Genomic DNA, 20,234 nt, shown 5'->3' with positions numbered 1-20,234 from the left:
GACGCGATCGGCATATGGCAGGTAAGCTCCGCCAGCGGTTTCGTGGCATTGACCAGGCGTTGACCGCACAGCCAGATCACGCATTGGTCGGTGTTCTGCGTATCCCCGAAAACGCGGCCAGCCCGTGGCGGGCCATCGGCAAACGCATCCTCATCGCGGTGGGAACACTGTTCGCCGCCGTCATCGTGGTGTACCTCGACCGCGGCGGTTACCGCGATGTCGCGTCCACCCCGGAGGAGAGCGATCCGCTCAGCTTCCTGGATTGCTTCTACTACGCCACCGTCTCGCTCTCGACGACCGGATACGGAGACATCACCCCGTACACCGAAGGCGCGCGGCTGGTGAACATCCTGGTGATCACCCCGCTGCGGCTGTTGTTCCTGATTGTTCTGGTCGGCACCACAGTCGAAGCACTCACCGAACGTTCGCGTCAAGCACTGAAGATCCAGCGATGGAGGGCCCGCGTGCGCAACCACACCGTTGTCGTCGGATACGGAACCAAAGGGAAGACCGCTGTTCAGGCGATGCTTTCCGACGGTGCCGCCCCGGCAGAAATCGTGGTCGTCGATGAAGACCAGATGGCCCTGGATGCCGCGGCCGCCTCAGACCTGGTGACGGTGCGAGGCAGCGCCACCAAATCGGACGTGTTGCGGCTCGCGGGCGTCCAGAACGCCAAGTCGATCATCGTGGCCGCCAACCGGGACGACACCTCGGTGCTGGTGACGCTCACCGCCCGCGAGCTGGCCCCCACCGCCAAGATCGTTGCCGCGATCCGTGAGGCCGAGAACGTGCACCTGCTGCGTCAGTCGGGCGCCGATTCGGTGGTGGTCTCCTCGGAGACGGCCGGACGACTCCTGGGCATCGCCACCTCGACTCCGCGGGTCGTCGAGATGATCGAGGATCTGTTGACTCCGGAGGCCGGGTTCGCGATCGCCGAACGCGAGGTGGAGCGCAGCGAGGTCGGTGGCTCACCGCGGCATCTCTCGGACATCGTCCTGGGTGTGGTGCGCGACGGCACGTTGCACCGTGTGGACGCTCCCGAGGTCGATTCCATCGAGGCCACCGACCGTCTGCTCTACGTTCGCAACGCCGGGGCTTGACATGACTTTTCGTCTTCGCAATGTCCCGCTGCTCTCGCGCGTCGGGCTGGATCGTGCCGACGAACTGCGCTCCAACCCCGACGAACTGATCAAGGGTTGGGCCGAGGCCGGGCTGATCACCCTGGACGTGCGCGGCCGGGTGAACATCGTCGACGGCCAGGTGGTTCTGGAGGATGCGGTGCGCACCGGCGATCGACCGCCCGCGCACGCCGTGTTCCTGGGGCGCATCCAGGGCGGTCGCCATGTGTGGGCCGTGCGTGCCGAGCTCGACGACGACAGCGCACCGCTGCTGGACCTGCGCCGCTCCGGTGAGTTGTTCGATGACACCAGTGCGGCGCTGCTGGCCACCGCGATGGCGATGCTCGCCTGGCATGACAGCGCCGGCTATAGCCCTGTCGACGGATCGCCCACCACGCCCGCCAAGGGCGGCTGGGTTCGGGTGAACTCGGCGACCGGGCAGGAAGAGTTCCCGCGCACCGATCCGGCCGTCATCTGTCTGGTGCACGACGGCGGTGACCGTGCGGTGCTCGGTCGTCAGAAGTTCTGGCCGGAGCGGATGTTCTCGCTGCTGGCCGGATTCGTCGAGGCGGGCGAATCACTCGAGGCATGCGTGGCCCGCGAGATCGCCGAGGAAGTCGGCCTCACGGTGACCGACGTGCAATATCTGGGCAGCCAGCCGTGGCCGTTCCCGCGGTCGATCATGCTGGGTTTCCACGCGATCGGTGACCCGTCGCAGCCCTTCTCGTTCAATGACGGCGAGATCGCCGAGGCGGACTGGTTCACCCGCGACGAGGTGCGCGCGGCCCTGGAACTGGGGGATTGGACCACGGCCTCCGACTCGCGGCTGATGCTCCCGGGCTCGATCTCGATCGCCCGGGAGATCGTCGAATCCTGGGCCTACGCCAAGGACTAGACGCCACAGGACTAGACGCCGAGTTTGGCCTTCACCTGGGCCAGCGACGGATTGGTCAGCGCGCTGCCGTCCGGGAACTTCACGGTCGGCACCGTCTGGTTGCCTCCGTTGACGTTCGCGACGTAGTCGGCCGCGGCCGGATCCTGCTCGATGTCGACCTTGGTGTAGTCGATGTCGGCGGCCTTCAGCTGCGTCTCCAGTCGACGGCAGTAGCCGCACCAGGTGGTGGAGTACATGATCAGGCCGGAATCGCTCGCTGTAGTCACATCGGCATTCAACGTCATACCCCGCAGGGGTGTTCCTTCGGGGGTGTGAGATCTGTCAACAGCGGGGTGGGGGCGGGGCCTTGTCGGCAGTTGCTGCGAAGATGACCGGGTGGCGCGCTCCCTGCTTGATGGTCTCGACGACGAGCAGCGCGCCGCCGTCACCGCGCCACGCGGCCCAGTCTGCGTGCTCGCGGGGGCCGGGACCGGCAAGACGCGCACCATCACCCATCGCATCGCGCATTTGGTCGAATCGGGTCACGTCGCCGCCGGCCAGATCCTGGCGGTCACCTTCACTCAGCGGGCGGCAGGGGAGATGCGGGGGCGGCTGCGCGACCTCGGTGTCGGATCGGCGCAGGCCGTCACTTTCCACGCCGCCGGCATGCGTCAGCTGCGGTACTTCTGGCCACAGCTCGTCGGCGATACCCGTTGGGAGCTGATCGACAGCAAGTTCACGCTGGTCGCCCAGGCTGCGAACCGCGCGAAGCTGAGCACCACCACCGATACCGTGCGCGATCTCGCCGGTGAAATCGAATGGGCCAAGGCGTCTTTGATCAGTCCGGAGGCCTACCCGGTGGCCGCCGCCCAGTTCACGCGGGACACGCCGGTTCCGGCCGAACAGGTCGCCAAGGTCTACGCGAGCTACGAGAAGCTGAAGGCGAGACCCGACGGGTCGACCCTGCTCGATTTCGACGACTTGCTGTTGCACACCGCGGCCGCCATCGAGAATTCCACGGCCGTCGCCGACGAATTCCGGGACCGCTATCGCTGTTTCGTCGTCGACGAGTATCAGGACGTCACCCCACTGCAGCAGCGGGTGCTCGACGCCTGGCTCGGTCCCCGCGACGACCTGACGGTCGTCGGTGATGCCAACCAGACCATCTACTCGTTCACCGGAGCCACCCCGCAATATCTGCTCGGGTTCTCTCGTCGATTCCCGGACGCCACAGTGGTCCGCCTGGAACGCGACTATCGCTCGACCCCGCAAGTTGTTTCGCTGGCCAACCGGCTGATCGCGGCCGCGCAGGGCAGGGTGGCCGGCAGCAAGCTGCAACTCATCGGCCAGCGGCCGCAGGGGCCGGCCCCCAGGTTCTCCGAACACGACGACGAGGCCGCAGAGGCCAAATCGGTCGCAAAATCGATTGCGGCACTGATTGAATCCGGAACTCCGGCATCCGAGGTCGCGGTGCTGTACCGGATCAACGCGCAATCGGAGGTGTATGAGGAGGCGCTCACCGAGGCCGGCATACCGTTCCAGGTGCGCGGCGGTGAAGGGTTCTTCACGCGCCAGGAGGTGCGTCAGGCGCTGGTGGCTCTGCAGCGCGGTGCGGACCGGGAGAGTGCAGAGATACCGGTGCCGCAACAGGTTCGGGAGATCCTGGAACCGTTGGGATTGTCTGAAGAAGAGCCGCACGGCACCCAGGCGCGTGAGCGGTGGGAATCGCTGCGCGCCCTCGTCGAACTCGCCGAGGAAGAGTGTGCTCGTCAGCCGGAGCTGGACCTGCCGGGGCTCGTTCGTGAACTACGGGTACGGGCCGAGGCGCGACACCCACCGACCGTGCAGGGCGTGACCCTGGCCTCACTGCACGCGGCAAAGGGTCTCGAGTGGGATGCGGTGTTCCTGGTGGGCCTGGCCGACGGCACCCTGCCCATCTCGCATGCCTTGTCGCGCGCCGGAGATATCGAGCCGGTCGAGGAGGAGCGCCGCCTGCTCTATGTCGGGATCACCCGCGCGCGTGTGCATCTGAATCTGAGTTGGGCACTCGCCCGGGCGGCCGGTGGCCGCAGGTCGCGCAAGCATTCGCGATTCCTCAACGGAATTGCTCCTACTGCGCAACTTCCCGCGGCGTCCACGCCGAGGCGCCGGGGCGGCGGTGCGCGGTGCCGGATCTGTAACGCGGCGCTGAGCACACCGGCGGCGGTACTGCTGCGGCGCTGTGAGAGCTGCCCCTCCGATATCGACGAGGAACTTCTTGTCGCACTGAAGGATTGGCGTCTCAAGACGGCCAAGGAGATGAAGGTGCCGGCGTTCGTGGTCTTCACCGACAACACACTGATCGCCATCGCCGAACTGCTTCCCGGTGACGACGCCGCACTCGTGGCCATCCCGGGGATAGGAGCCCGCAAGCTGGAGCAGTACGGCCCCGAGGTGCTGCGGTTGGTGCGCGCCCGATCCTCGTAGATTCCTTGTTCAACACGTGTCTAGCGCCGAGCGTCAACTCGTCCTAGGCTCGCCCCATGGCCGACGATGACCTCCGCGATTTCGAAGCAGGCACCTTCACTCACGAGGGCGATACCAAGATCGTGTTGAGAAAGGGCAGTGGACCTGCGGTGATCGTCATCGCCGAGATGCCAGGAATCAGCCCCAAGGTCGCCGACTTCGCGCGCAAGGTGGCCGACATCGGGTGCACCGCCGTGATGCCGCACCTGTTCGGCAATCCGGGTCAGAGCGTGGATCCCAAGGCCGATGGCTGGTTGCGCACCGGCACTTACATGGCGTCGTCGATGTTCCGCGGTTGTGTGAGCCGCGAGTTCACGGTGCTGGCCACAGGAAAGAGTTCTCCCGTGGTGGCGTGGCTGCGCGCCTTGGCTCAGAACGAGCATGAGCGCAATGGCGGCCCCGGGGTGGGTGCCATCGGTATGTGCTTCACCGGTGGTTACGCACTGGCCATGGCGGCCGACGACCGGCTGCTGGCACCCGTGCTGTCGCAGCCCTCGTTGCCGTTCGGGCTCACCAAGAAGGCGCGGCGCAACATCGATATCTCGCCGGCGGACCTGCAGAAGGTCAAGCATCGCTGCCAGCATGACGGGCTCAAGGTGATCGGCATGCGTTTCACCACCGACAAGCTGGTGCCCGCCGAGCGTTTCCAGTTCCTCAGAGAAGAACTGGGCGATGGGTTCATCGCCATCGAATTGCCCGGCGAGGCAGCTCGTCCCGGCTCGCCGATGCCCCCGCATTCGGTGGTCACCGAACACCTCATCGATGAACCCGGCCAACCGACGCGTGCGGCGCTCGATCAGGTACTGGATTTGTTCCGCGCCCGGCTGCTGACCTCTGTGTAGAGGAGTCCGTCGATTTCGGCTGAAAAGATGCCAGTTCGAACAAACTGGTTTTGAAGTATCGCCGCAGGTCAAAAATAACTTGTCAACCGATAGACGACCTTTTACTCTTGGCTACAGGAATTCGTGAGGATTCCGAACCAGACCTGTTCACGAGCGAGTAGACGGAAGGAGGAGCGATGAATACACCCACCAATTACGGAGACACCTTGTGGCGTGATGCCCATGGTGCCTTTGTCGTATCGCCGATCGCTCCGCCGTCGCTCCAGACGCGTGCCGCCGCTGCCAAGCCGGCGGTGGCTGGCATGGTGCCGGCCGGCTCGGCTTCCGCGATTAAGCACCGCGCCGTCGCCGCCGAAGCCGCGAATGTCGCGTCCGTGAATAGGGGATACATCTAGGTAGCCCCTCAACCGCCTCCCAGGCCACGGACCCGACACCACCGGGATCCGTGGCCACATTTGTTTGAGCCTCAACCTCAGACGTGGCTGACGGATCTCGATCGACAAGACACCGATACGAGACCAGCAGTTACGAGAACCGATGAGGAAGCAGGTGAACGGACACATGATGACCGTCGAAGTGGAGGCCCGAAGACGTGCCCTGCCGTGCCATGTAGCGGATGCGGACCTGTGGTTCGCCGAAAGCCCCGCTGACCTGGAGCGGGCCAAGGCGCTGTGCGCGGACTGCCCGATCCGGTCGCAGTGCCTGGCCGCTGCGCTGGATCGCGCGGAGCCGTGGGGCGTCTGGGGTGGGGAGATCTTGGAGCAGGGAGCCATCGTGGCGCGTAAGCGGCCGCGTGGACGCCCGCGCAAGAACCCGCTGCCTGACGCAGATCCCGCCGCGGCATGACGCGGCCCGTCGAACGTCTCGACAACCAATGCTCCCCATCGCCATCAGGCGGTGGGGAGCATTGCGTTTAGGCCGGTTTCGCATTCGGCGGGAAGAACCCCGCCATCCATTCCTCGGCGATCGCCGCGTAGTTCACGTGCGCGTCCAGCTGTACCAGTACGCCGATCATCCCGCCGAGTGTGCGCAGCAGCATCACGTAGCCCGGCGGCACCGTCATCTGGCGCGCCAGCTTGAACCGATCGGCGAATCCCTCGTCCAACAGATCGGTGGATGCCACCGCGGCCTGCTGGAACCACTCACGGGTGAAATGGAATTCGCCTGAGCGCAGCGGATCGACATAGGGCCACAGCGGCCTGATGTAGTCCATCACCTGATCCCCGGACAGTTGAACCTCCGGCGGCATGAACCCAAGCTGCTTGATGAGCCGAATCACCTGCTCCCACTGCTCATCACGCGCCCAGCACAGTACCTCGCCGAACTCGGGCGGAACGCCACCGGGATGCTCGGAGACGGCGCCGAAGTCGATGATGCCGAAGCGTCCGTCGGAGAGCAGCATGAAGTTTCCCGGGTGCGGGTCGGCATGCACCAGCCCCACCTTCTCCGGTGACTTCACCGTGAATTCGAGCATCAGGGCGCCGGCTGAGTCTCGTTCCTCCCGAGTGCCTTCGGCGATGATCTTGGAGAGCCGCCGGCCCTCCATCCACTCGGCGATGATCACCTTGGGTGCACTGGCCACCACCGCCGGTACAAAGAACTTAGGATCGTCGGCGAAGGCCTTCGCGAATGCGCGCTGATTGGACGCCTCCTGCCGATAGTCGAGTTCAGCCTCGATGCGGTCGCTGATCTCGGCCACCAGCCTGTCGATATCTGCTTTGGGCGCAATCTGTTTGGCCAGCGGCGTCATCCGCTGGATGAGCTTGAGATCGGCGCGCAGCGCGTCGTCGGCGCCGGGGTACTGGATTTTGACGGCCACCTCGCGGCCGTCCTTCCATATGCCCTTGTGCACCTGGCCGATGCTGGCCGAGGCGACCGGAGTGTCGTCGAAGGACTGGAACCGTTCGCGCCATTTGGTGCCGAGCTGCGCGTCGAGGACGCGATGAACCTTGGCCGCAGGCAGCGGAGGCGCCTCGCTCTGCAGCTTGACCAGGGCCTCGCGGAACGGGTCGGCGAACTGCGGCGGTATCGCCGCCTCCATCACGGACAGGGCCTGGCCGACCTTCATGGCGCCACCCTTGAGCTCGCCGAGCACGTTGAACAGCTCGTCGGCGGCCTTCTCCAAGAGTTCGGCGTTGACCTCGTCGGCAGAGGTGCCGGTCAGGCGTTTGCCCACTCCGAGGACCGCGCGCCCGGCCATGCCTGCCGGCAGGCTTGCCAGTTTGGTCATCCGGCTCAGTCCACCGCGGCGAATATCTGCCATGTCACCTCATATCGTTCAGTGCGGCGTCGTTGCCCCACGTCTTCACGGAATGCTAGCTGTTGCTAGCTGGCGGCGACGGGCTCGTCCTCGCGAAAGCCGGGAACCCAGTCGCCGATGATTCGGGCATAGGGGACCGTCGCATCGAGCTGGGCCAGGATGCCCGAGAGGCTTCCGAGAACCCGGAACATCATGAGGTAAACCGGTGGTAGGTCCAGGTGCCGGCCGGTCTGGAACTGGGCACCGCGCACATCGCTGGATTTGGCGGCCACGCGCTGCATCCATTTCCGGGTGAAGTGGAACTCGTCGGACCTCAGCGGATCGATGAACGGCTTGAGGTACTCGTCGATCTCATCGGGGGACACCTCGGTGCGCGGTGGGATGAATCCTTCCTCGCGCATCAGAGGGATGAGCTCGTCCCACACGCCGTCACGCTCCAGGCGCCAGATGGGTCCGAGGTTGGGGGGAAATCCGCCCTCGTGGGTGGCGACGGCACCGAAGTCCATGACGCCCAGACGCCCGTCGGGCAGCAGCATGAAGTTTCCGGGATGGGTGTCGGCGTGCAGCAACCCGCACCGGTACGGCGAGCTGACGGTGAACTTCAACAGCAGGCGCCCGCACTCGTTGCGTTCGTCTTCGGTTCCGCTGCTGATGATTTCGGAGAGCTTGCGCCCCTGCATCCATTCACTGATGACGACCTTGGGTGCCGAGGCCACGACTGCCGGGACGTAGAACTCGGGATCGTTTCTGAACGCCTTGGCGAAGGCCCGTTGGTTGGTGGCCTCGATGCGGTAGTCGAGTTCTTCTTCGGTGCGCTCGATCAGTTCGTCGATGATGCTCTTGACGTCCGCGCCGGGCACGATCTGCTTGAACAACGATGCCAGCCGCTGCATGGTTTTCAGATCCGAGCGCACCGCCTCGTCGGCGCCCGGGTACTGCACCTTGACTGCGACCGTGCGCCCGTCGCTCCAGACGGCGCGGTGTACCTGGCCGATGCTGGCCGAGGCGACGGGTTTGTCGTCGAAGGACTGGAAGCGTTCGCGCCATTTGGTGCCGAGCTGGGCATCGAGGACGCGGTGGACCTTGTCGGCGGGCAGCGGGGGTGCGTCGCTTTGCAGCTTCGTCAAGGCTTCCCGGAAGGGTTCGGCGAAGGCGGGGGGAATGGCGGCTTCGAACACCGACAACGCCTGCCCGAGCTTCATGGCCGCGCCCTTGAGTTCGCCGAGCACCTGGAACAGCTGCTCGGCCGCCTTCTCCATCATCTCGGCGTTGACCTCGTCCTTGGACTTACCGGTCAGACGTTTCCCCATGCCGAGTGCGGCGCGTCCGGCGATGCCTGCCGGCAGGGATGCCAGTTTTGCGGCGCGTGCGGCGCGGCCGCGGCGGATCTCAGCCATGCGTTACATCATGCCGGGGGCGGCGCGATTCTGACAACGCGGGTTTTCCTGTGGTCTACGTGGTGGCCGGAGTCTTGCTGTCCTCGTGGAAACCCGGGACCCATTTGTCGATGATGGCCGCGTAATCTACCGGGGCGTCCAGCTGTGCGGCAATGCCGATGAGGCCACCGAGGACGCGGAAGAACATCAGGTAGTTCGGCGGCAGGTTCATCTGGCGACTGGTCTTGAACGACTCCAGGAACTCTTCGCTGCGGAAATCGGTGGCCTTGGCGGTGAGTCGTTGCAGCCACTTGCGGCTGAAGTGAAAGGTCTCGTGATTCAGCGGCTCGATATACGGCTCAAGGTAGGAGTTGACCTCCTCGTGAGAGACGGATGTCGCGCTCGGCGGGATGAAGCCCTCCGAACGCAACACCTCGGTCAGCTCCTCCCACTTCTCGTCGCGGGCCAGACGCAGGATCGGTCCGAAGCCGGCGGGCAGGCCGCCCTCGTGGGAGGCACACGCGCCGAAGTCCATGACGCCGAACCGGCCGTCTTCCAGCAGCATGAAATTTCCGGGGTGGGTATCGGCGTGCAGCAAGCCGCACCGGTAGGGCGAGCTGATGCTGAACTCCAGCAGCAGGTGCGCGCACCTGCTGCGCTCTTCTTCGGTTCCCTTGGCGATGATCTCCGAGAGCTTCCGGCCCTGCATCCACTCGGTGATGATCACCTTGGGGGAGGAAGCGACGACCGATGGCACGTAGAACTCGGGGTCGCCCTTGAAGGCCTTGGCGAAGGTGCGCTGGTTGGTGGCTTCGATGCGGTAGTCGAGTTCTTCTTCGGTGCGCTCGATCAGCTCGTCGACGATGCCCTTGATATCGGCACCCGGGGCCACTTGTTTGAACAACGAGGAGAGTCGCTGAATGGTTTTCAGGTCCGAGCGGACGGCCTCGTCGGCGCCCGGGTATTGCACCTTGACCGCGACCGCGCGGCCGTCCTTCCAGATGGCTTTGTGTACCTGGCCGATGCTCGCCGAGGCGACGGGTTTGTCGTCGAAGGACTGGAACCTTTCGCGCCACTTCGTGCCCAGCTGGGCATCGAGGACACGGTGGACCTTGTCGGCGGGCAGCGGCGGCGCATCACTTTGCAGCTTGGTCAGCGCCTCCCGGTAGGGCTCACCGAACTCCGGCGGGATGGCGGCCTCCATCACCGAGAGCATCTGGCCGATCTTCATGGCCGCGCCCTTGAGCTCGCCCAGCACCTGGAACAGTTGTTCGGCGGCCTTCTCTACGAGCTCGGCGTTGACTTCGTCCTTGGATTTACCGGCCAGCCGCTTGCCCACACCGAGCGCGGCGCGGCCCGCGATTCCGGCCGGAAGCGATGCGAGTTTTGCGGCGCGTGCGGCGCGGCCACGACGAATCTCTGCCATGTGCACATCATGCCCGGTCGTGATGAAGTTAACAAAAAGTGGGTCTTCGTCAATTTCCAGGGAAGGCCCCGCAGGGGCACAGCGGATGAGCAGTCCAATGCCGGGCGGTCAGCGCGTGGGTCGCCAGGTCGAGTTCGAGTGTCGCGTTGAGCGTCACCAACGGTCCGGGCGCTTGGCCTCGGAATGCCGACAACACGCGATCGATCTGTGCGAGCGCCACCGCGACGGTGCCCAGCACGGTGGCCGGTGCGGCGATGCCGACGGTTCCGGTGAGCTGAGCCGCGAGCGCGGGCCACTGCTCGTCGCGGTCACTGCGATGCCGGTCGGCGCATTCCAGGCAGCTGGTGATACCCGGTAGGACCATCGGCCCGATCAGCCCGGTACCGTCGCGTGCCCGCACGGATAGGTGCGGAACCTCGGCCTCGGTCAGCGTGCGCAGTAATCGGGTGTCGACAATCAGATCGTCCGCGAGTATCGCCAAATGCACGTATTGCCAAGATTTTCCATGCGCCGACTGCGTTGAGCGCTGGAGGCGTGCCGAGGTATGTCGCAGTGCCTCGGACAGGGCGTCGGAAATCGGGCCGCGACCGACGATCCGGATCACCGGCGATGCGACCGCATCGGTTGGGGTCCTGCGAATGACCGCGCCGGCGTCGACCAACTCATCCAGCAGTTTCCGGATGTCCTCGGCATCGTGAAAGTCCTTGACACATTGGAGGTTGAGAATCTGCCCCCAGGTCAGTTCATCGGTCAGCGAGTTCAGTAGTCGTCGCACTGCCTGGGCCGGAGCGGCCGTCGAGGGGCGCACGATCACCGCGTGGCGCGGCATCCAACCGATCTGAACACCGTCGTCCGGGCGTGGCAGCACGGGACGGGCCGGATCGAGGGTGAACGTCGGCTCGCTGGACATGACCCACAGTGGCATATCCGGCCCGCGCCAAAGCTGATCTAAAGCCGTTTATCCACAGCCCGATTCGGCCGCTGACCAGCGCGGAGCGGTCACGCGCCGATTTCTCAGTCTTCTCGGTTCTCCCCGGGGGGCCCCGGATCGAGCTTCTCGATCTGCGCGATCGGATCGTCGACGGCGTCGGTGTCGCCCGCGACGATCCGATCGATGAATGCGGCAGGACTGTCCAGGTCGCTGGAATCGGGCATCAGATCGGGGTGCGCCCAGACCGCGTCACGCTTGTCCACGCCGACGGCGTCGGTGAGTCTGCGCCACAGATCCGCCGCCTCACGCAGCTTGCGTGGGCGCAGCTCCAGGCCCACCAGGGTTCCGAAGGTCTGTTCGGCCGGGCCACCGGTGGCGCGGCGGCGCCGCAGGGTCTCGCTGAGGGCCGCGGTGGCGGGGATGCGGTCGCCGAGCGCGTCGGTCACCACCGTCTGCACCCAGCCCTCGACCAGGGCCAGCAGTGTCTCCAGCCGCTCCAGGGCCTGCTCCTGCTGCGGTGTGGTCTTCGGCTCGAAAATGCCTTGGGATAGCAGCTGTTCCATATCGGACGGATCGCCCAGCGAGGCGGGGTTGAAGCCGCGTGCGGCTTCCTCGATGGCGCTCATGTCGATCGAGATGCCCTTGGCGTACTGCTCGACGGTGTCCATCAGCCGGATGGTCAGCCAGCCCACCCCGCTGAACAGGCGATGGTGCGCGGCTTCTCGGGCCGCCAGGAAGGTCATGATCTCGCCTTTGGACTGCTCGAGGCCCTCCGAGAACGATTCGATGGCCTCCGGCAATAGCGCAGCAGTTCCGCGCGGTCCCAACGGCAGTCCGATGTCCGTGGAGGTCAACACCTCTCGGGACAGCTGGCCGAGGGCCTGGCCGAGCTGAGATCCGAAGGCCATGCCGCCCATCTGGGTCATCATGCCCAACAGCGGGCCGGCCATGCTCTGCGCCTCTTCGGGCAGGCTCGCCGCCCACATGCCCGAAATCTGTTCGGCCACAGGGTCGACCAGCCGCTTCCAGTTCTCCAGGGTGTTGTCTACCCAGTCCGTCGCGGTCCATGCCGTGGTCCGGGTGGTACCGGCGGGCAGGGCGGTGGCACCGTCGAGCCAGGTATCGGCCAGATGTACCGCGTCGGTGATGGCCGATGTGGTGCTCTCGGTGATGGGCGCGACGAAACCGATTGAGCTTGAGGCCAGTTGCCGGGCGATGTCGTAGTTGACCGGACCCGCGGGCTGGCCGCTGGTCGCGCTGGCGGCCGCACCGCTGAACATCTGGCCCAACTGCGTGAAGATCTGGCCCAGATCGGCGGGATTGAATCCACCGGATCCGAAGCCGAAGGGGTCCGCTCCCGATGGGCCCGAGCCCGAGGAGCCGCGTCCGGCGTCGCCCGGTTCACGATCGGGGTCGTCGCCGGCAGCGAATCCAAAGGGGAGGTCAGCCATATCTCCACGGTACCGCCGGTAGAGGCGGCCCGATCACGCTGTCAGTGAACGTGCCGCCTTTGGGTGGGATCAGGCCAGAAACCGTGCGCGGACCTCGGGTGGTGGAACCGGGCAGGTGTCGTACTTGCCGAACATCCGGTACCGGATACGCGCCACCAGGCGGTATGCGGCATCGCGGAGGGGTCGGGGGACCAGGAGCCCGATGAGCCGGGCCCGCCGGGTGCCGCCCAGGTAGTCGATGACGCGGAGCACGGCGTCGGAGCGGATGTGAATTCCCTCGGTGGGCTCGCCCGGGTTGTCGACGATCACGAAGGAGTCGACGCCCGCGAGTTCGGGATGCCGACCGATCACCTGCCTGGCGTACTCGCTGTCGAGCGCGGCGAACCGCATTGTGCCGACCTCGTCGTCGCGCAGGATCTTCTTCACCGCACCGTTGCACAGTGCGCACACGCCGTCGTACAGCAGGACGGGGGCATGCTCGCTCATCGAACCTCCACCTTGGAGACTACCGGCGGGGTGCTGATCGGTCGTTGCCATAGGGTGCAGGCATGAATCGCCGCGTTGCGACGTTGCTGGTCGCGCTCGTCCCGATCATCGCCTTCGGGTTGTTGATGTCGGTGATCACCGTGCCGTTCGTGTCGCTGGGCCCGGGCCCGACGTTCAACACCCTCGGAACGGTCGAGGGCAAGGAAGTCGTCGACATCAAGGGCACCAAGGTCGACCCGGTGTCCGGTCACCTCAACATGACGACGGTCTCCCAGCGCGATGCGCTGACCCTGGCCGATGCGCTGCGGTTGTGGGCGAGCGGTCGTGAGCAGTTGGTTCCCCGCGACGTGGTGTATCCACCTGATCGGTCCAAGGACCAGGTGGACAAGGAGAACGACCTTGAGTTCAAGAAGTCGGAGGAGAGCGCGGAGTTCGCGGCGCTCGGATACCTCAAGTACCCGTCGGCGGTGACCGTGCTGACCATCAGCGATGAGGGACCGTCCAAAGGCAAGTTGCAGGAGAACGACGCCATCACCGCCGTGAACGGGCACCCGGTCGCGACGCTTGAGGAGTTCACCGGGCAGCTCAAGGCAACCAAGCCGGGCGACGAGGTGACGCTGGACTACAAGCGCAAGAACACGCAGGGCAGCGACAAGACGGAACCGGTGAAGATCACGCTCGGCAAGAACGCGGATCGTGACTATGGATTCCTGGGGGTCGGCGTGGTCCAGGCGCCCTGGGCGCCCTTCACCATCGATTTCAATCTGGCCAACATCGGTGGGCCGTCGGCCGGTTTGATGTTCAGTCTCGCGGTGATCGACAAGCTGACGCCGGGCGAGCTCGACGGCGGGAAGTTCGTCGCCGGCACGGGGACCATCGACGCCGACGGAAAGGTGGGCCCCATCGGGGGGATCACGCACAAGATGCTTGCCGCCAAAGACGCTGGAGCGACGGTGTTTCTGGTACCCGCGGCCAATTGCGCCGAGGCGAAGACGGATGGCGGGCAGGGGCTCACCCTGGTCAAGGCGGGCACCCTGACCGAAGCCGTCGACGGACTCAATGCCCTCAATCGTGGCGATCAAGCGCCCAGTTGTTAGCGAGCCTCACCACTATCGATGCAGGACTGACCCCGCTGTTCTGCGGCTACAGTGGGACTGGGTTTCTAGCGAATATTGAGCGGTTCGACACTCTCAGAAACACTCGACGAGGAGCGTAGCGACGTGGGAATGCGGCCAAATGGGGCTCTGCCACGACTGACCCGACGGAGCCGGCGCCTGGTCGCCGCGGCGTTGGTGATCGTGGTGTTGTTGTTGATCGGCCCACGCCTGGTCGACACCTACATCAACTGGCTGTGGTTCGGCGAGCTCGGATTCCGTGGTGTTTTCACTACCGTGCTGCTGACCCGCCTCGCGTTGTTCCTGATCGTCGGGACCTTGGTCGGTGCTGTGGTTTTCGCGGGCTTCGGATTGGCGTACCGGGCGCGGCCGGTGTTCGTGCCCGCCAAGGGGCCCGGTGACGCGCTGGCGCAGTACCGGGCGCTGATCCTGTCGCGGGTGCGCCTGTTCGTCATCGGTGTTCCGGTGCTCATCGGAGTGCTGGCCGGTGTTGTGGCCCAAAGCTATTGGATGCCGGTGCAGCTGTTCCTGGAGGGCGGCGATTTCGGCATCAAGGACCCGCAGTTCGGCCTGGACCTCGGCTTCTTCGCCTTCGAGCTGCCTTTCTACCGATTCGTACTGACTTACCTGTTCATCGCGGTGTTCATCGCGCTGTTCGTCAACGCCTTGGTGCACTACATCTTTGGCGGTATCCGGTTGTCCGGCCGCTCCGGGACGCTGTCGCGGCCCGCCCGCATCCAGCTGGTGACGCTCGCCGGAATCCTGGTGCTGCTGAAGGTCGCCGCCTATTGGCTCGATCGGTACGAGCTCCTCTCGCACACGCGGGCCGGTAAGCCGTTCACCGGTGCCGGGTACACCGACATCAACGCGGTGCTGCCGGCCAAGCTCATCCTGCTGGCCATCGCGGTCATCTGCGCGGTCGCGGTGTTCTCGGCGCTGGTGCTCAAGGATCTGCGGATTCCCGCGATCGGCCTGGCGCTGCTGCTGCTGTCCTCGTTGGTGGTCGGTGCGGGCTGGCCGCTCATCGTCGAGCAGTTCAGTGTCAAACCCAATGCGGCGCAGAAGGAGAGCGAGTACATCGCGCGCAGCATCAAGGCGACGCGCGATGCCTACGGTCTGACCGATGACGTGGTCACCTATCGCGACTACAGCGGCACCGCATCGGCTCCCACCGGTAGCGAGCAGTTGGCCAAGCAGGTCGCCGCCGATCGATCCACCATCGCCAACATCCGTGTACTCGACCCCAACATCGTGAGCCCGGCCTTCACACAGTTGCAGCAGGGCAAGAACTTCTATGCCTTCCCGGATTCGTTGTCGATCGACCGGTATCAGGACAAGAGCGGCTCGCTGCGTGACTATGTGGTCGCCGCGCGCGAGCTCGATCCGGCCAAACTTCGTGACAACCAGCGCGACTGGATCAACCGGCACACCGTGTATACCCACGGCAACGGATTCATCGCGGCCCCGGCCAACACCGTCAGAGGGGTTGCCGACAAGCCCGACGAGAACGGCGGGTACCCGGAGTTTCTGGTGAACGCCGTCGACGACAACGGCAAGGTGCTCTCCGACGGCCCGGCGCAATTGGCGCAGCCGCGCGTCTACTACGGCCCCATCATCGCCAGCGATACCAACGACTACGCGATCGTCGGCAAGAACGGTGACGACCGTGAGTACGACTACGAGAACAATTCCGGAACCAAGAACAGCACCTACACCGGTACCGGCGGGGTTCCCGTCGGCGGTGCACTGGCGCGGACGGTCTTCGGGCTTAAGTACGCCGAGCGCAACTTCCTGTTCTCCAATGTGATCGGTGACAACAGCAAGATTCTGTTCAACCGGGATCCGAGTCGGCGTGTGGAGGCTGTGGCGCCATGGCTGACGGTCGACAGCGGTACCTACCCGGCGATCGTCGACAAGCGCATGGTCTGGATCGTGGACGGCTACACCACCCTGGACAACTACCCGTACTCGCAGCAGACGTCGTTGTCGGAGGCCACCTTTGACAGCCAGGTGGGCCGGACCGGGGGAGCGCTGCCCAATCAGCAGGTCTCCTACATCCGCAACTCCGTCAAGGCGACGGTCGATGCCTATGACGGCACGGTGACCCTGTACCAGCAGGACGAGAAGGACCCCGTGCTCAAGGCGTGGATGAAGATCTTCCCGGGAACGGTGAAGCCGAAGAGCGACATCTCCTCGGACCTCGCGCGGCATCTGCGCTACCCGGAAGATCTGTTCAAGGTGCAGCGGACGCTGCTGGCGCGGTACCACGTCAATGATCCGGTGACCTTCTTCTCCACCAGTGATTTCTGGCAGGTGCCCGATGACCCGAACGCGCCCACCGGATCGCAGCCGCCGTACTACATCGTCGCGAAAGACATTACGAAGAACGACAATTCGGCGTCATTCCAATTGACCAGCGCGCTGAACCGTTTCCAGCGTGATTTCCTGGCGGCCTACGTCAGTGCCAGCTCCGACCCCGAAACCTACGGGAAGATAACCGTTTTGACGGTTCCCGGCACCGTGCAGGGCCCCAAGCTGGTGAACAACGCGATCACCACCGACAACCAGGTGTCCTCGCACGTCGGCATCATCAAGAACCAGAACATCCTCAAATGGGGCAACCTGCTGACCCTGCCGGTGGCCAACGGTGGACTGTTGTTCGTCGAGCCGCTGTACGCCTCGCCGGGCCAGGGTGATCAGTCGTCGTATCCGCGCCTGATCCGTGTGGGCATGTTCTACAACGGCAAGGTCGGCTACGCCACCACGGTCAGGGATGCGCTGGACATGGTGTTCGGGCCGGGTGCCGGTGCGACGGCGACCGCTCCGGCCGCCGAACCCGGCGGGGTCAACCCGCCGCCGCCGAGCGGCCAGAACGTGCCGATCGTCCCGCCGGTGGTCGTGCCGCCTGCGGGCTCCTCGGAGCTGTCCTCGGCGAAGGCCGCCGCGCTGCAGGAGGTTCAGCGGGCCATCGGTGAGGTGAAGGACGCTCAGAAGAGTGGCGACTTCGCGCGGTACGGACAGGCCCTCAAGAGCTTGGACGACGCGATGACGAAGTTCACACAGGCCAAGTAGGACGGGCTGGTCCCTGCCACCGCGTGAAAGCACAAGTGGCAGGGCCAAAGCCACTGCCGAGCGCCGAGAACGTGCAGGCCAGGTAAACGATTTGGCGCCAGCGCACTGCGACCGGTAACCTCGTGTTCACCGCCGCGGGGTGGAGCAGCTCGGTAGCTCGCTGGGCTCATAACCCAGAGGTCGCAGGTTCAAATCCTGTCCCCGCTACTAGGTAAGACGGCCCCCGGAGTCTGACTCCGGGGGCCGTCTTCATTTCCCGGTCCGCCACTTGACGCGCCTGCCGCCGAGGCATGGAATGACAGGTATGCAGAAGCGCTCGATCGAAGCATTGATACGGCAGCTGTTCGAGCGCACCAACAACAGCCACAATGCCGCAGAGACCGTTGTCGGCGGCCACGAACGGGTGTTGCGTCAAACGGTGATCGCACTACGCGAAGGTTCAGAACTCGGCGAGCACGAGAGCCCGGGTGAGGCCACCATCTACGTCATCCAGGGCTCGGTCCGTCTGGTGGCCGGAGACGAGCATTGGGACGGCCGTGCCGGTGACCTCATCGAGATCCCGGATTCCCGGCACTCACTGCGGGCATTAGCCGATTCGGCGGTCCTGCTCACCGTCGCGAAGCGTCGCTGAGCCGGTTGGCGGGTATTCGCCTTACCCGTGGCAGGTGGCGGTGGGGTGCTGGCCGTCGGCGGTGTCCTCGACCTTGACCTTGCCGTTGACGATCAAGCGGCACGTCACCGGAGCCCCGGCGGATTCGGCGCTGACGAAGTACGGCGGATCGGAGATATCGCTGGTGAAGGTCCAGGCCCAGGTGTGCTGGATGCCGTCGACGGGCTGATCACGCATGTGCCCGAGGCTGTCTCTCCAGGTGATGGCCGTGATCGGGCGATCGGAGCTGATGACGTAGAGGACGGTGTCCGGAGGCTGCGGGGTGATGGCGAGGGAAGCGCCGAATGCCGTCGCGCCGACCGCCGCGGTGCAGGCGGTGATCACGGTTGCTGCGAGTGCCACGAGTCAGCCCTCCTGGTTCTGAGGGATCGAGGCCGTGAGCTTCATTGCCCATCCTTATCTTGTTGTAACTTGTTGTGCTGAGGGAACAGTACGCTCGATCACGTTCACGCCGTGGCCATTTGACGATCTGAGTTCGCGGGAATCGATCCCCGTCGCGCGCATCGGCATCCGTCGCGAGATGATGGGCATATGGGTCTCATCGCATTGCCTAACGCCGTGCTTTCCGATGCCGATATCGCCGACGCGCTGAGCCGTGCGGTCCGGGTGATCAACCCCGTACTCACCGTGCTCTCGGAGTCCGATCCGTTCGGCCTCAAGGAACGCACCTATGAGCTGGGCGCGGGCGACGGCGTGGTCGACAAGGCGCTGGATGCTCTGGCGTGCGCCCTGAACACGGCTACCACCCCCGGCACCAAGGCATGGGACAAGCTGGACACCCGCGGGAAGGCGCATTGGTGGGTGCAGCGCGTGGGCGCCGTCAACACCGTATTCGTCGCATTCCCAGGTATTTTCGGTGTGCTCGCGGCGCGCTTGCCGGTGCAGGATCTGCTCGGTTTTTCCAATCAGGCCATCGTGTTGGTCGCCATCGCACGCGAGCTCGGAATCGATAGTCATCCCGAGCAGGTGCGCCTGCTGGCGAAGGTGCTGTGCAACCGCACCCTCGGTGACGAGGCGCTGGCCGGCGCCGACGATCAGGAGCCGGAGACGCCGCGGAGCTGGTCGCCGTTCGCATTGGCCCGCACGCTCTGGCACCTCGCGGGCATCTTGCGGGCCATCGGGGATGAGTTGGAGAAGCGGCCACAGCCCAAGCCGATTTTCCGTTATCTGGGAATGCTGCCTGCGGTAGGCAGTCTGGCCGGATACATCGGTGAGTACGGGGCCCTGCGGCGGGCCGCCAGCGCGGGGGAGAAGAGTATCGCCGCGCAGTCACGGCCCGCCTACGCCTAGCCGCGCCTAGTCGCCGAGGTTCTCGTCCAGATGTGCGCGCACGTTGTCCCAGAGGTCGAGAACATCCACGTTGAGCCGCTCCCAGATCTGGATGATGACGGGGTCTGCTGCATCGACGAGTCCGAGAAGTAGATGCCCAGTGCAGATCTCGGTGTGACGCCTGCTTGTTGACGCGGTCTCCGCCAGTTCGAGGGTCCGTTGGGCTCCGGGGGTGAACGATATTTTCTCGGTCGGTGCTTCCTGGCTCGGCGGGGCGATCTGCTGCACGACCCGTGTCCCGTTCTCGTAACGGACCCCGGCCGTCGCGAGCAGTCGGGCACCCAGGCCCGTGCCCTCGCCGACCAGACCCAACAGGAGGTGTTCTGCTCCGAGGTAGTTGTGCTGGAGTTCGCGCCCTTCCTCCTGCGCGATCACGATGACCTGCCGTGAGCGCTCGTTGAACAGATGGAACATGACCCTCCCTATCTCCGCCTCAACGTACATCTTGCCGGAGCCGGGTGCGGTGATGAGCTACTGTCACGGCATGAGCGCTCTGAAGGTGTTGGCAGGAACCGGTTTCGCGGCAGTTGCCCTGTTGGCGGGATGCTCTGGCGTCATCAACCAGGGCGGCGACACCAAGTGCAAGGACTTCATCGCCGCCGAGGAGCAGAAGCAGAACGATGCGGTGAGCAAGATGCTCAAGGATCAGCGCGGCCGTGACGCGTCGAATCTGGAGATCTCTGCCACGCGCACCTCCGTCACGATGTACTGCAAGACGCTCGGGAACGACAGCAGCAAGATCCGCGAGGCTCCGCACATCTAGGGAGCGGCCAGCGATC

The 20,234-nt window shown here is 65.0% G+C and carries 20 protein-coding genes and 1 tRNA gene; 12 read left to right on the top strand and 9 right to left on the bottom strand.

The annotated features are described in order from the left end of the window. Positions 1-14 precede the first annotated feature (14 nt). Positions 15-1,100, top strand: coding sequence for a potassium channel family protein (locus MYCSP_RS16510; protein WP_070909602.1), 1,086 nt, complete (start codon positions 15-17; stop codon positions 1,098-1,100). A gap of 1 nt (position 1,101) precedes the next feature. After that, positions 1,102-2,013, top strand: a complete 912-nt coding sequence (nudC, locus tag MYCSP_RS16505; RefSeq protein WP_083013599.1) for an NAD(+) diphosphatase — start codon at positions 1,102-1,104, stop codon at positions 2,011-2,013. 11 nt (positions 2,014-2,024) lie between these two features. On the opposite strand, the gene MYCSP_RS16500 is transcribed toward nudC, so the two are convergent. After that, complete coding sequence (locus MYCSP_RS16500; RefSeq protein WP_083013598.1) at positions 2,025-2,297, bottom strand: mycoredoxin; 273 nt, start codon at positions 2,295-2,297, stop codon at positions 2,025-2,027. A 91-nt stretch (positions 2,298-2,388) separates the two neighbouring features. On the opposite strand from MYCSP_RS16500, the gene MYCSP_RS16495 reads away from it, so the two are divergent. From MYCSP_RS16495 to MYCSP_RS16480, 4 genes are all read left to right on the top strand, one after another. Continuing rightward, positions 2,389-4,458, top strand: coding sequence for an ATP-dependent DNA helicase UvrD2 (locus MYCSP_RS16495; protein WP_083013597.1), 2,070 nt, complete (start codon positions 2,389-2,391; stop codon positions 4,456-4,458). A gap of 56 nt (positions 4,459-4,514) precedes the next feature. Continuing rightward, positions 4,515-5,339 carry a dienelactone hydrolase family protein gene (locus MYCSP_RS16490; RefSeq protein WP_070909606.1) on the top strand — a complete coding sequence of 275 codons (825 nt, stop codon included), beginning with the start codon at positions 4,515-4,517 and terminating at the stop codon, positions 5,337-5,339. Positions 5,340-5,515: 176 nt separating this feature from the next. Further along, positions 5,516-5,734 carry a hypothetical protein gene (locus MYCSP_RS16485; RefSeq protein WP_083013596.1) on the top strand — a complete coding sequence of 73 codons (219 nt, stop codon included), beginning with the start codon at positions 5,516-5,518 and terminating at the stop codon, positions 5,732-5,734. A 166-nt stretch (positions 5,735-5,900) separates the two neighbouring features. After that, positions 5,901-6,185 (top strand): WhiB family transcriptional regulator, encoded by a 285-nt coding sequence (locus tag MYCSP_RS16480; RefSeq protein WP_083335787.1) that lies wholly within the window; start codon positions 5,901-5,903, stop codon positions 6,183-6,185. Positions 6,186-6,252: 67 nt separating this feature from the next. On the opposite strand, the gene MYCSP_RS16475 is transcribed toward MYCSP_RS16480, so the two are convergent. The 6 genes from MYCSP_RS16475 to MYCSP_RS16450 form a co-directional block, all read right to left on the bottom strand. Beyond that, the gene (locus MYCSP_RS16475; protein ID WP_083013595.1) at positions 6,253-7,602 is read right to left on the bottom strand and encodes an ABC1 kinase family protein; all 1,350 of its coding nucleotides are present in this window, start codon (positions 7,600-7,602) and stop codon (positions 6,253-6,255) included. A 62-nt stretch (positions 7,603-7,664) separates the two neighbouring features. After that, entirely contained in the window at positions 7,665-8,996 is a 1,332-nt protein-coding gene (locus tag MYCSP_RS16470; RefSeq protein ID WP_083013594.1) for an ABC1 kinase family protein, read from the bottom strand. A gap of 55 nt (positions 8,997-9,051) precedes the next feature. Further along, positions 9,052-10,401, bottom strand: coding sequence for an ABC1 kinase family protein (locus tag MYCSP_RS16465; protein ID WP_070909617.1), 1,350 nt, complete (start codon positions 10,399-10,401; stop codon positions 9,052-9,054). 49 nt (positions 10,402-10,450) lie between these two features. Next, entirely contained in the window at positions 10,451-11,326 is an 876-nt protein-coding gene (locus tag MYCSP_RS16460) for a hypothetical protein (RefSeq protein ID WP_088414403.1), read from the bottom strand. 89 nt (positions 11,327-11,415) lie between these two features. Further along, complete coding sequence (locus tag MYCSP_RS16455; RefSeq protein ID WP_088414401.1) at positions 11,416-12,783, bottom strand: zinc-dependent metalloprotease; 1,368 nt, start codon at positions 12,781-12,783, stop codon at positions 11,416-11,418. A gap of 69 nt (positions 12,784-12,852) precedes the next feature. Then, positions 12,853-13,269 carry a thiol-disulfide oxidoreductase DCC family protein gene (locus MYCSP_RS16450; RefSeq protein WP_070909624.1) on the bottom strand — a complete coding sequence of 139 codons (417 nt, stop codon included), beginning with the start codon at positions 13,267-13,269 and terminating at the stop codon, positions 12,853-12,855. Between the two features lie 62 nt (positions 13,270-13,331). On the opposite strand from MYCSP_RS16450, the gene MYCSP_RS16445 reads away from it, so the two are divergent. From MYCSP_RS16445 to MYCSP_RS16430, 4 genes are all read left to right on the top strand, one after another. Then, positions 13,332-14,366: a YlbL family protein gene (locus MYCSP_RS16445; protein WP_070909626.1), complete on the top strand. Its 1,035-nt coding sequence runs from the start codon at positions 13,332-13,334 to the stop codon at positions 14,364-14,366. 123 nt (positions 14,367-14,489) lie between these two features. Continuing rightward, positions 14,490-17,456 (top strand): UPF0182 family protein, encoded by a 2,967-nt coding sequence (locus tag MYCSP_RS16440; RefSeq protein ID WP_070909629.1) that lies wholly within the window; start codon positions 14,490-14,492, stop codon positions 17,454-17,456. A 133-nt stretch (positions 17,457-17,589) separates the two neighbouring features. Continuing rightward, positions 17,590-17,663, top strand: a tRNA-Met gene (locus tag MYCSP_RS16435). A 97-nt stretch (positions 17,664-17,760) separates the two neighbouring features. Next, positions 17,761-18,087, top strand: coding sequence for a cupin domain-containing protein (locus MYCSP_RS16430; RefSeq protein WP_083013588.1), 327 nt, complete (start codon positions 17,761-17,763; stop codon positions 18,085-18,087). 21 nt (positions 18,088-18,108) lie between these two features. On the opposite strand, the gene MYCSP_RS16425 is transcribed toward MYCSP_RS16430, so the two are convergent. Then, positions 18,109-18,468, bottom strand: a complete 360-nt coding sequence (locus MYCSP_RS16425; RefSeq protein WP_088414399.1) for an MmpS family transport accessory protein — start codon at positions 18,466-18,468, stop codon at positions 18,109-18,111. A 141-nt stretch (positions 18,469-18,609) separates the two neighbouring features. Between MYCSP_RS16425 and MYCSP_RS16420 the strand changes: the two genes are divergently transcribed. Beyond that, a complete protein-coding gene (locus MYCSP_RS16420) occupies positions 18,610-19,416 on the top strand; it encodes a hypothetical protein (protein ID WP_083013587.1) in 807 nt (268 codons plus the stop codon). 6 nt (positions 19,417-19,422) lie between these two features. Here MYCSP_RS16420 and MYCSP_RS16415 read toward each other — a convergent pair whose 3' ends face one another. Beyond that, the gene (locus tag MYCSP_RS16415) at positions 19,423-19,869 is read right to left on the bottom strand and encodes a Clp protease N-terminal domain-containing protein (protein WP_083335722.1); all 447 of its coding nucleotides are present in this window, start codon (positions 19,867-19,869) and stop codon (positions 19,423-19,425) included. Between the two features lie 52 nt (positions 19,870-19,921). Between MYCSP_RS16415 and MYCSP_RS16410 the strand changes: the two genes are divergently transcribed. After that, the gene (locus MYCSP_RS16410; RefSeq protein WP_083013672.1) at positions 19,922-20,218 is read left to right on the top strand and encodes a hypothetical protein; all 297 of its coding nucleotides are present in this window, start codon (positions 19,922-19,924) and stop codon (positions 20,216-20,218) included. Positions 20,219-20,234: the final 16 nt, after the last annotated feature.

The sequence above is a fragment of the Mycobacteroides saopaulense genome (assembly GCF_001456355.1).
Taxonomy (GTDB): Bacteria; Actinomycetota; Actinomycetes; order Mycobacteriales; family Mycobacteriaceae; genus Mycobacterium; species Mycobacterium saopaulense.
This window is presented reverse-complemented; position numbering and strand designations above follow the sequence as displayed.

What these genes read in the sequence shown, in the direction of transcription:
- MYCSP_RS16410 (WP_083013672.1), top strand. Translation starts at nt 19,922, where the DNA reads ATGAGCTACTGTCACGGCATGAGCGCTCTGAAGGTGTTGGCAGGAACC.
- MYCSP_RS16480 (WP_083335787.1), top strand. Translation starts at nt 5,901, where the DNA reads ATGATGACCGTCGAAGTGGAGGCCCGAAGACGTGCCCTGCCGTGCCAT.
- MYCSP_RS16475 (WP_083013595.1), bottom strand. Translation starts at nt 7,602, where the DNA reads ATGGCAGATATTCGCCGCGGTGGACTGAGCCGGATGACCAAACTGGCA.
- MYCSP_RS16430 (WP_083013588.1), top strand. Translation starts at nt 17,761, where the DNA reads ATGCAGAAGCGCTCGATCGAAGCATTGATACGGCAGCTGTTCGAGCGC.
- MYCSP_RS16465 (WP_070909617.1), bottom strand. Translation starts at nt 10,401, where the DNA reads ATGGCAGAGATTCGTCGTGGCCGCGCCGCACGCGCCGCAAAACTCGCA.
- MYCSP_RS16450 (WP_070909624.1), bottom strand. Translation starts at nt 13,269, where the DNA reads ATGAGCGAGCATGCCCCCGTCCTGCTGTACGACGGCGTGTGCGCACTG.
- MYCSP_RS16455 (WP_088414401.1), bottom strand. Translation starts at nt 12,783, where the DNA reads ATGGCTGACCTCCCCTTTGGATTCGCTGCCGGCGACGACCCCGATCGT.
- MYCSP_RS16445 (WP_070909626.1), top strand. Translation starts at nt 13,332, where the DNA reads ATGAATCGCCGCGTTGCGACGTTGCTGGTCGCGCTCGTCCCGATCATC.
- nudC (WP_083013599.1), top strand. Translation starts at nt 1,102, where the DNA reads ATGACTTTTCGTCTTCGCAATGTCCCGCTGCTCTCGCGCGTCGGGCTG.
- MYCSP_RS16485 (WP_083013596.1), top strand. Translation starts at nt 5,516, where the DNA reads ATGAATACACCCACCAATTACGGAGACACCTTGTGGCGTGATGCCCAT.
- MYCSP_RS16510 (WP_070909602.1), top strand. Translation starts at nt 15, where the DNA reads ATGGCAGGTAAGCTCCGCCAGCGGTTTCGTGGCATTGACCAGGCGTTG.
- MYCSP_RS16490 (WP_070909606.1), top strand. Translation starts at nt 4,515, where the DNA reads ATGGCCGACGATGACCTCCGCGATTTCGAAGCAGGCACCTTCACTCAC.
- MYCSP_RS16500 (WP_083013598.1), bottom strand. Translation starts at nt 2,297, where the DNA reads ATGACGTTGAATGCCGATGTGACTACAGCGAGCGATTCCGGCCTGATC.
- MYCSP_RS16460 (WP_088414403.1), bottom strand. Translation starts at nt 11,326, where the DNA reads ATGCCACTGTGGGTCATGTCCAGCGAGCCGACGTTCACCCTCGATCCG.
- MYCSP_RS16415 (WP_083335722.1), bottom strand. Translation starts at nt 19,869, where the DNA reads ATGTTCCATCTGTTCAACGAGCGCTCACGGCAGGTCATCGTGATCGCG.
- MYCSP_RS16470 (WP_083013594.1), bottom strand. Translation starts at nt 8,996, where the DNA reads ATGGCTGAGATCCGCCGCGGCCGCGCCGCACGCGCCGCAAAACTGGCA.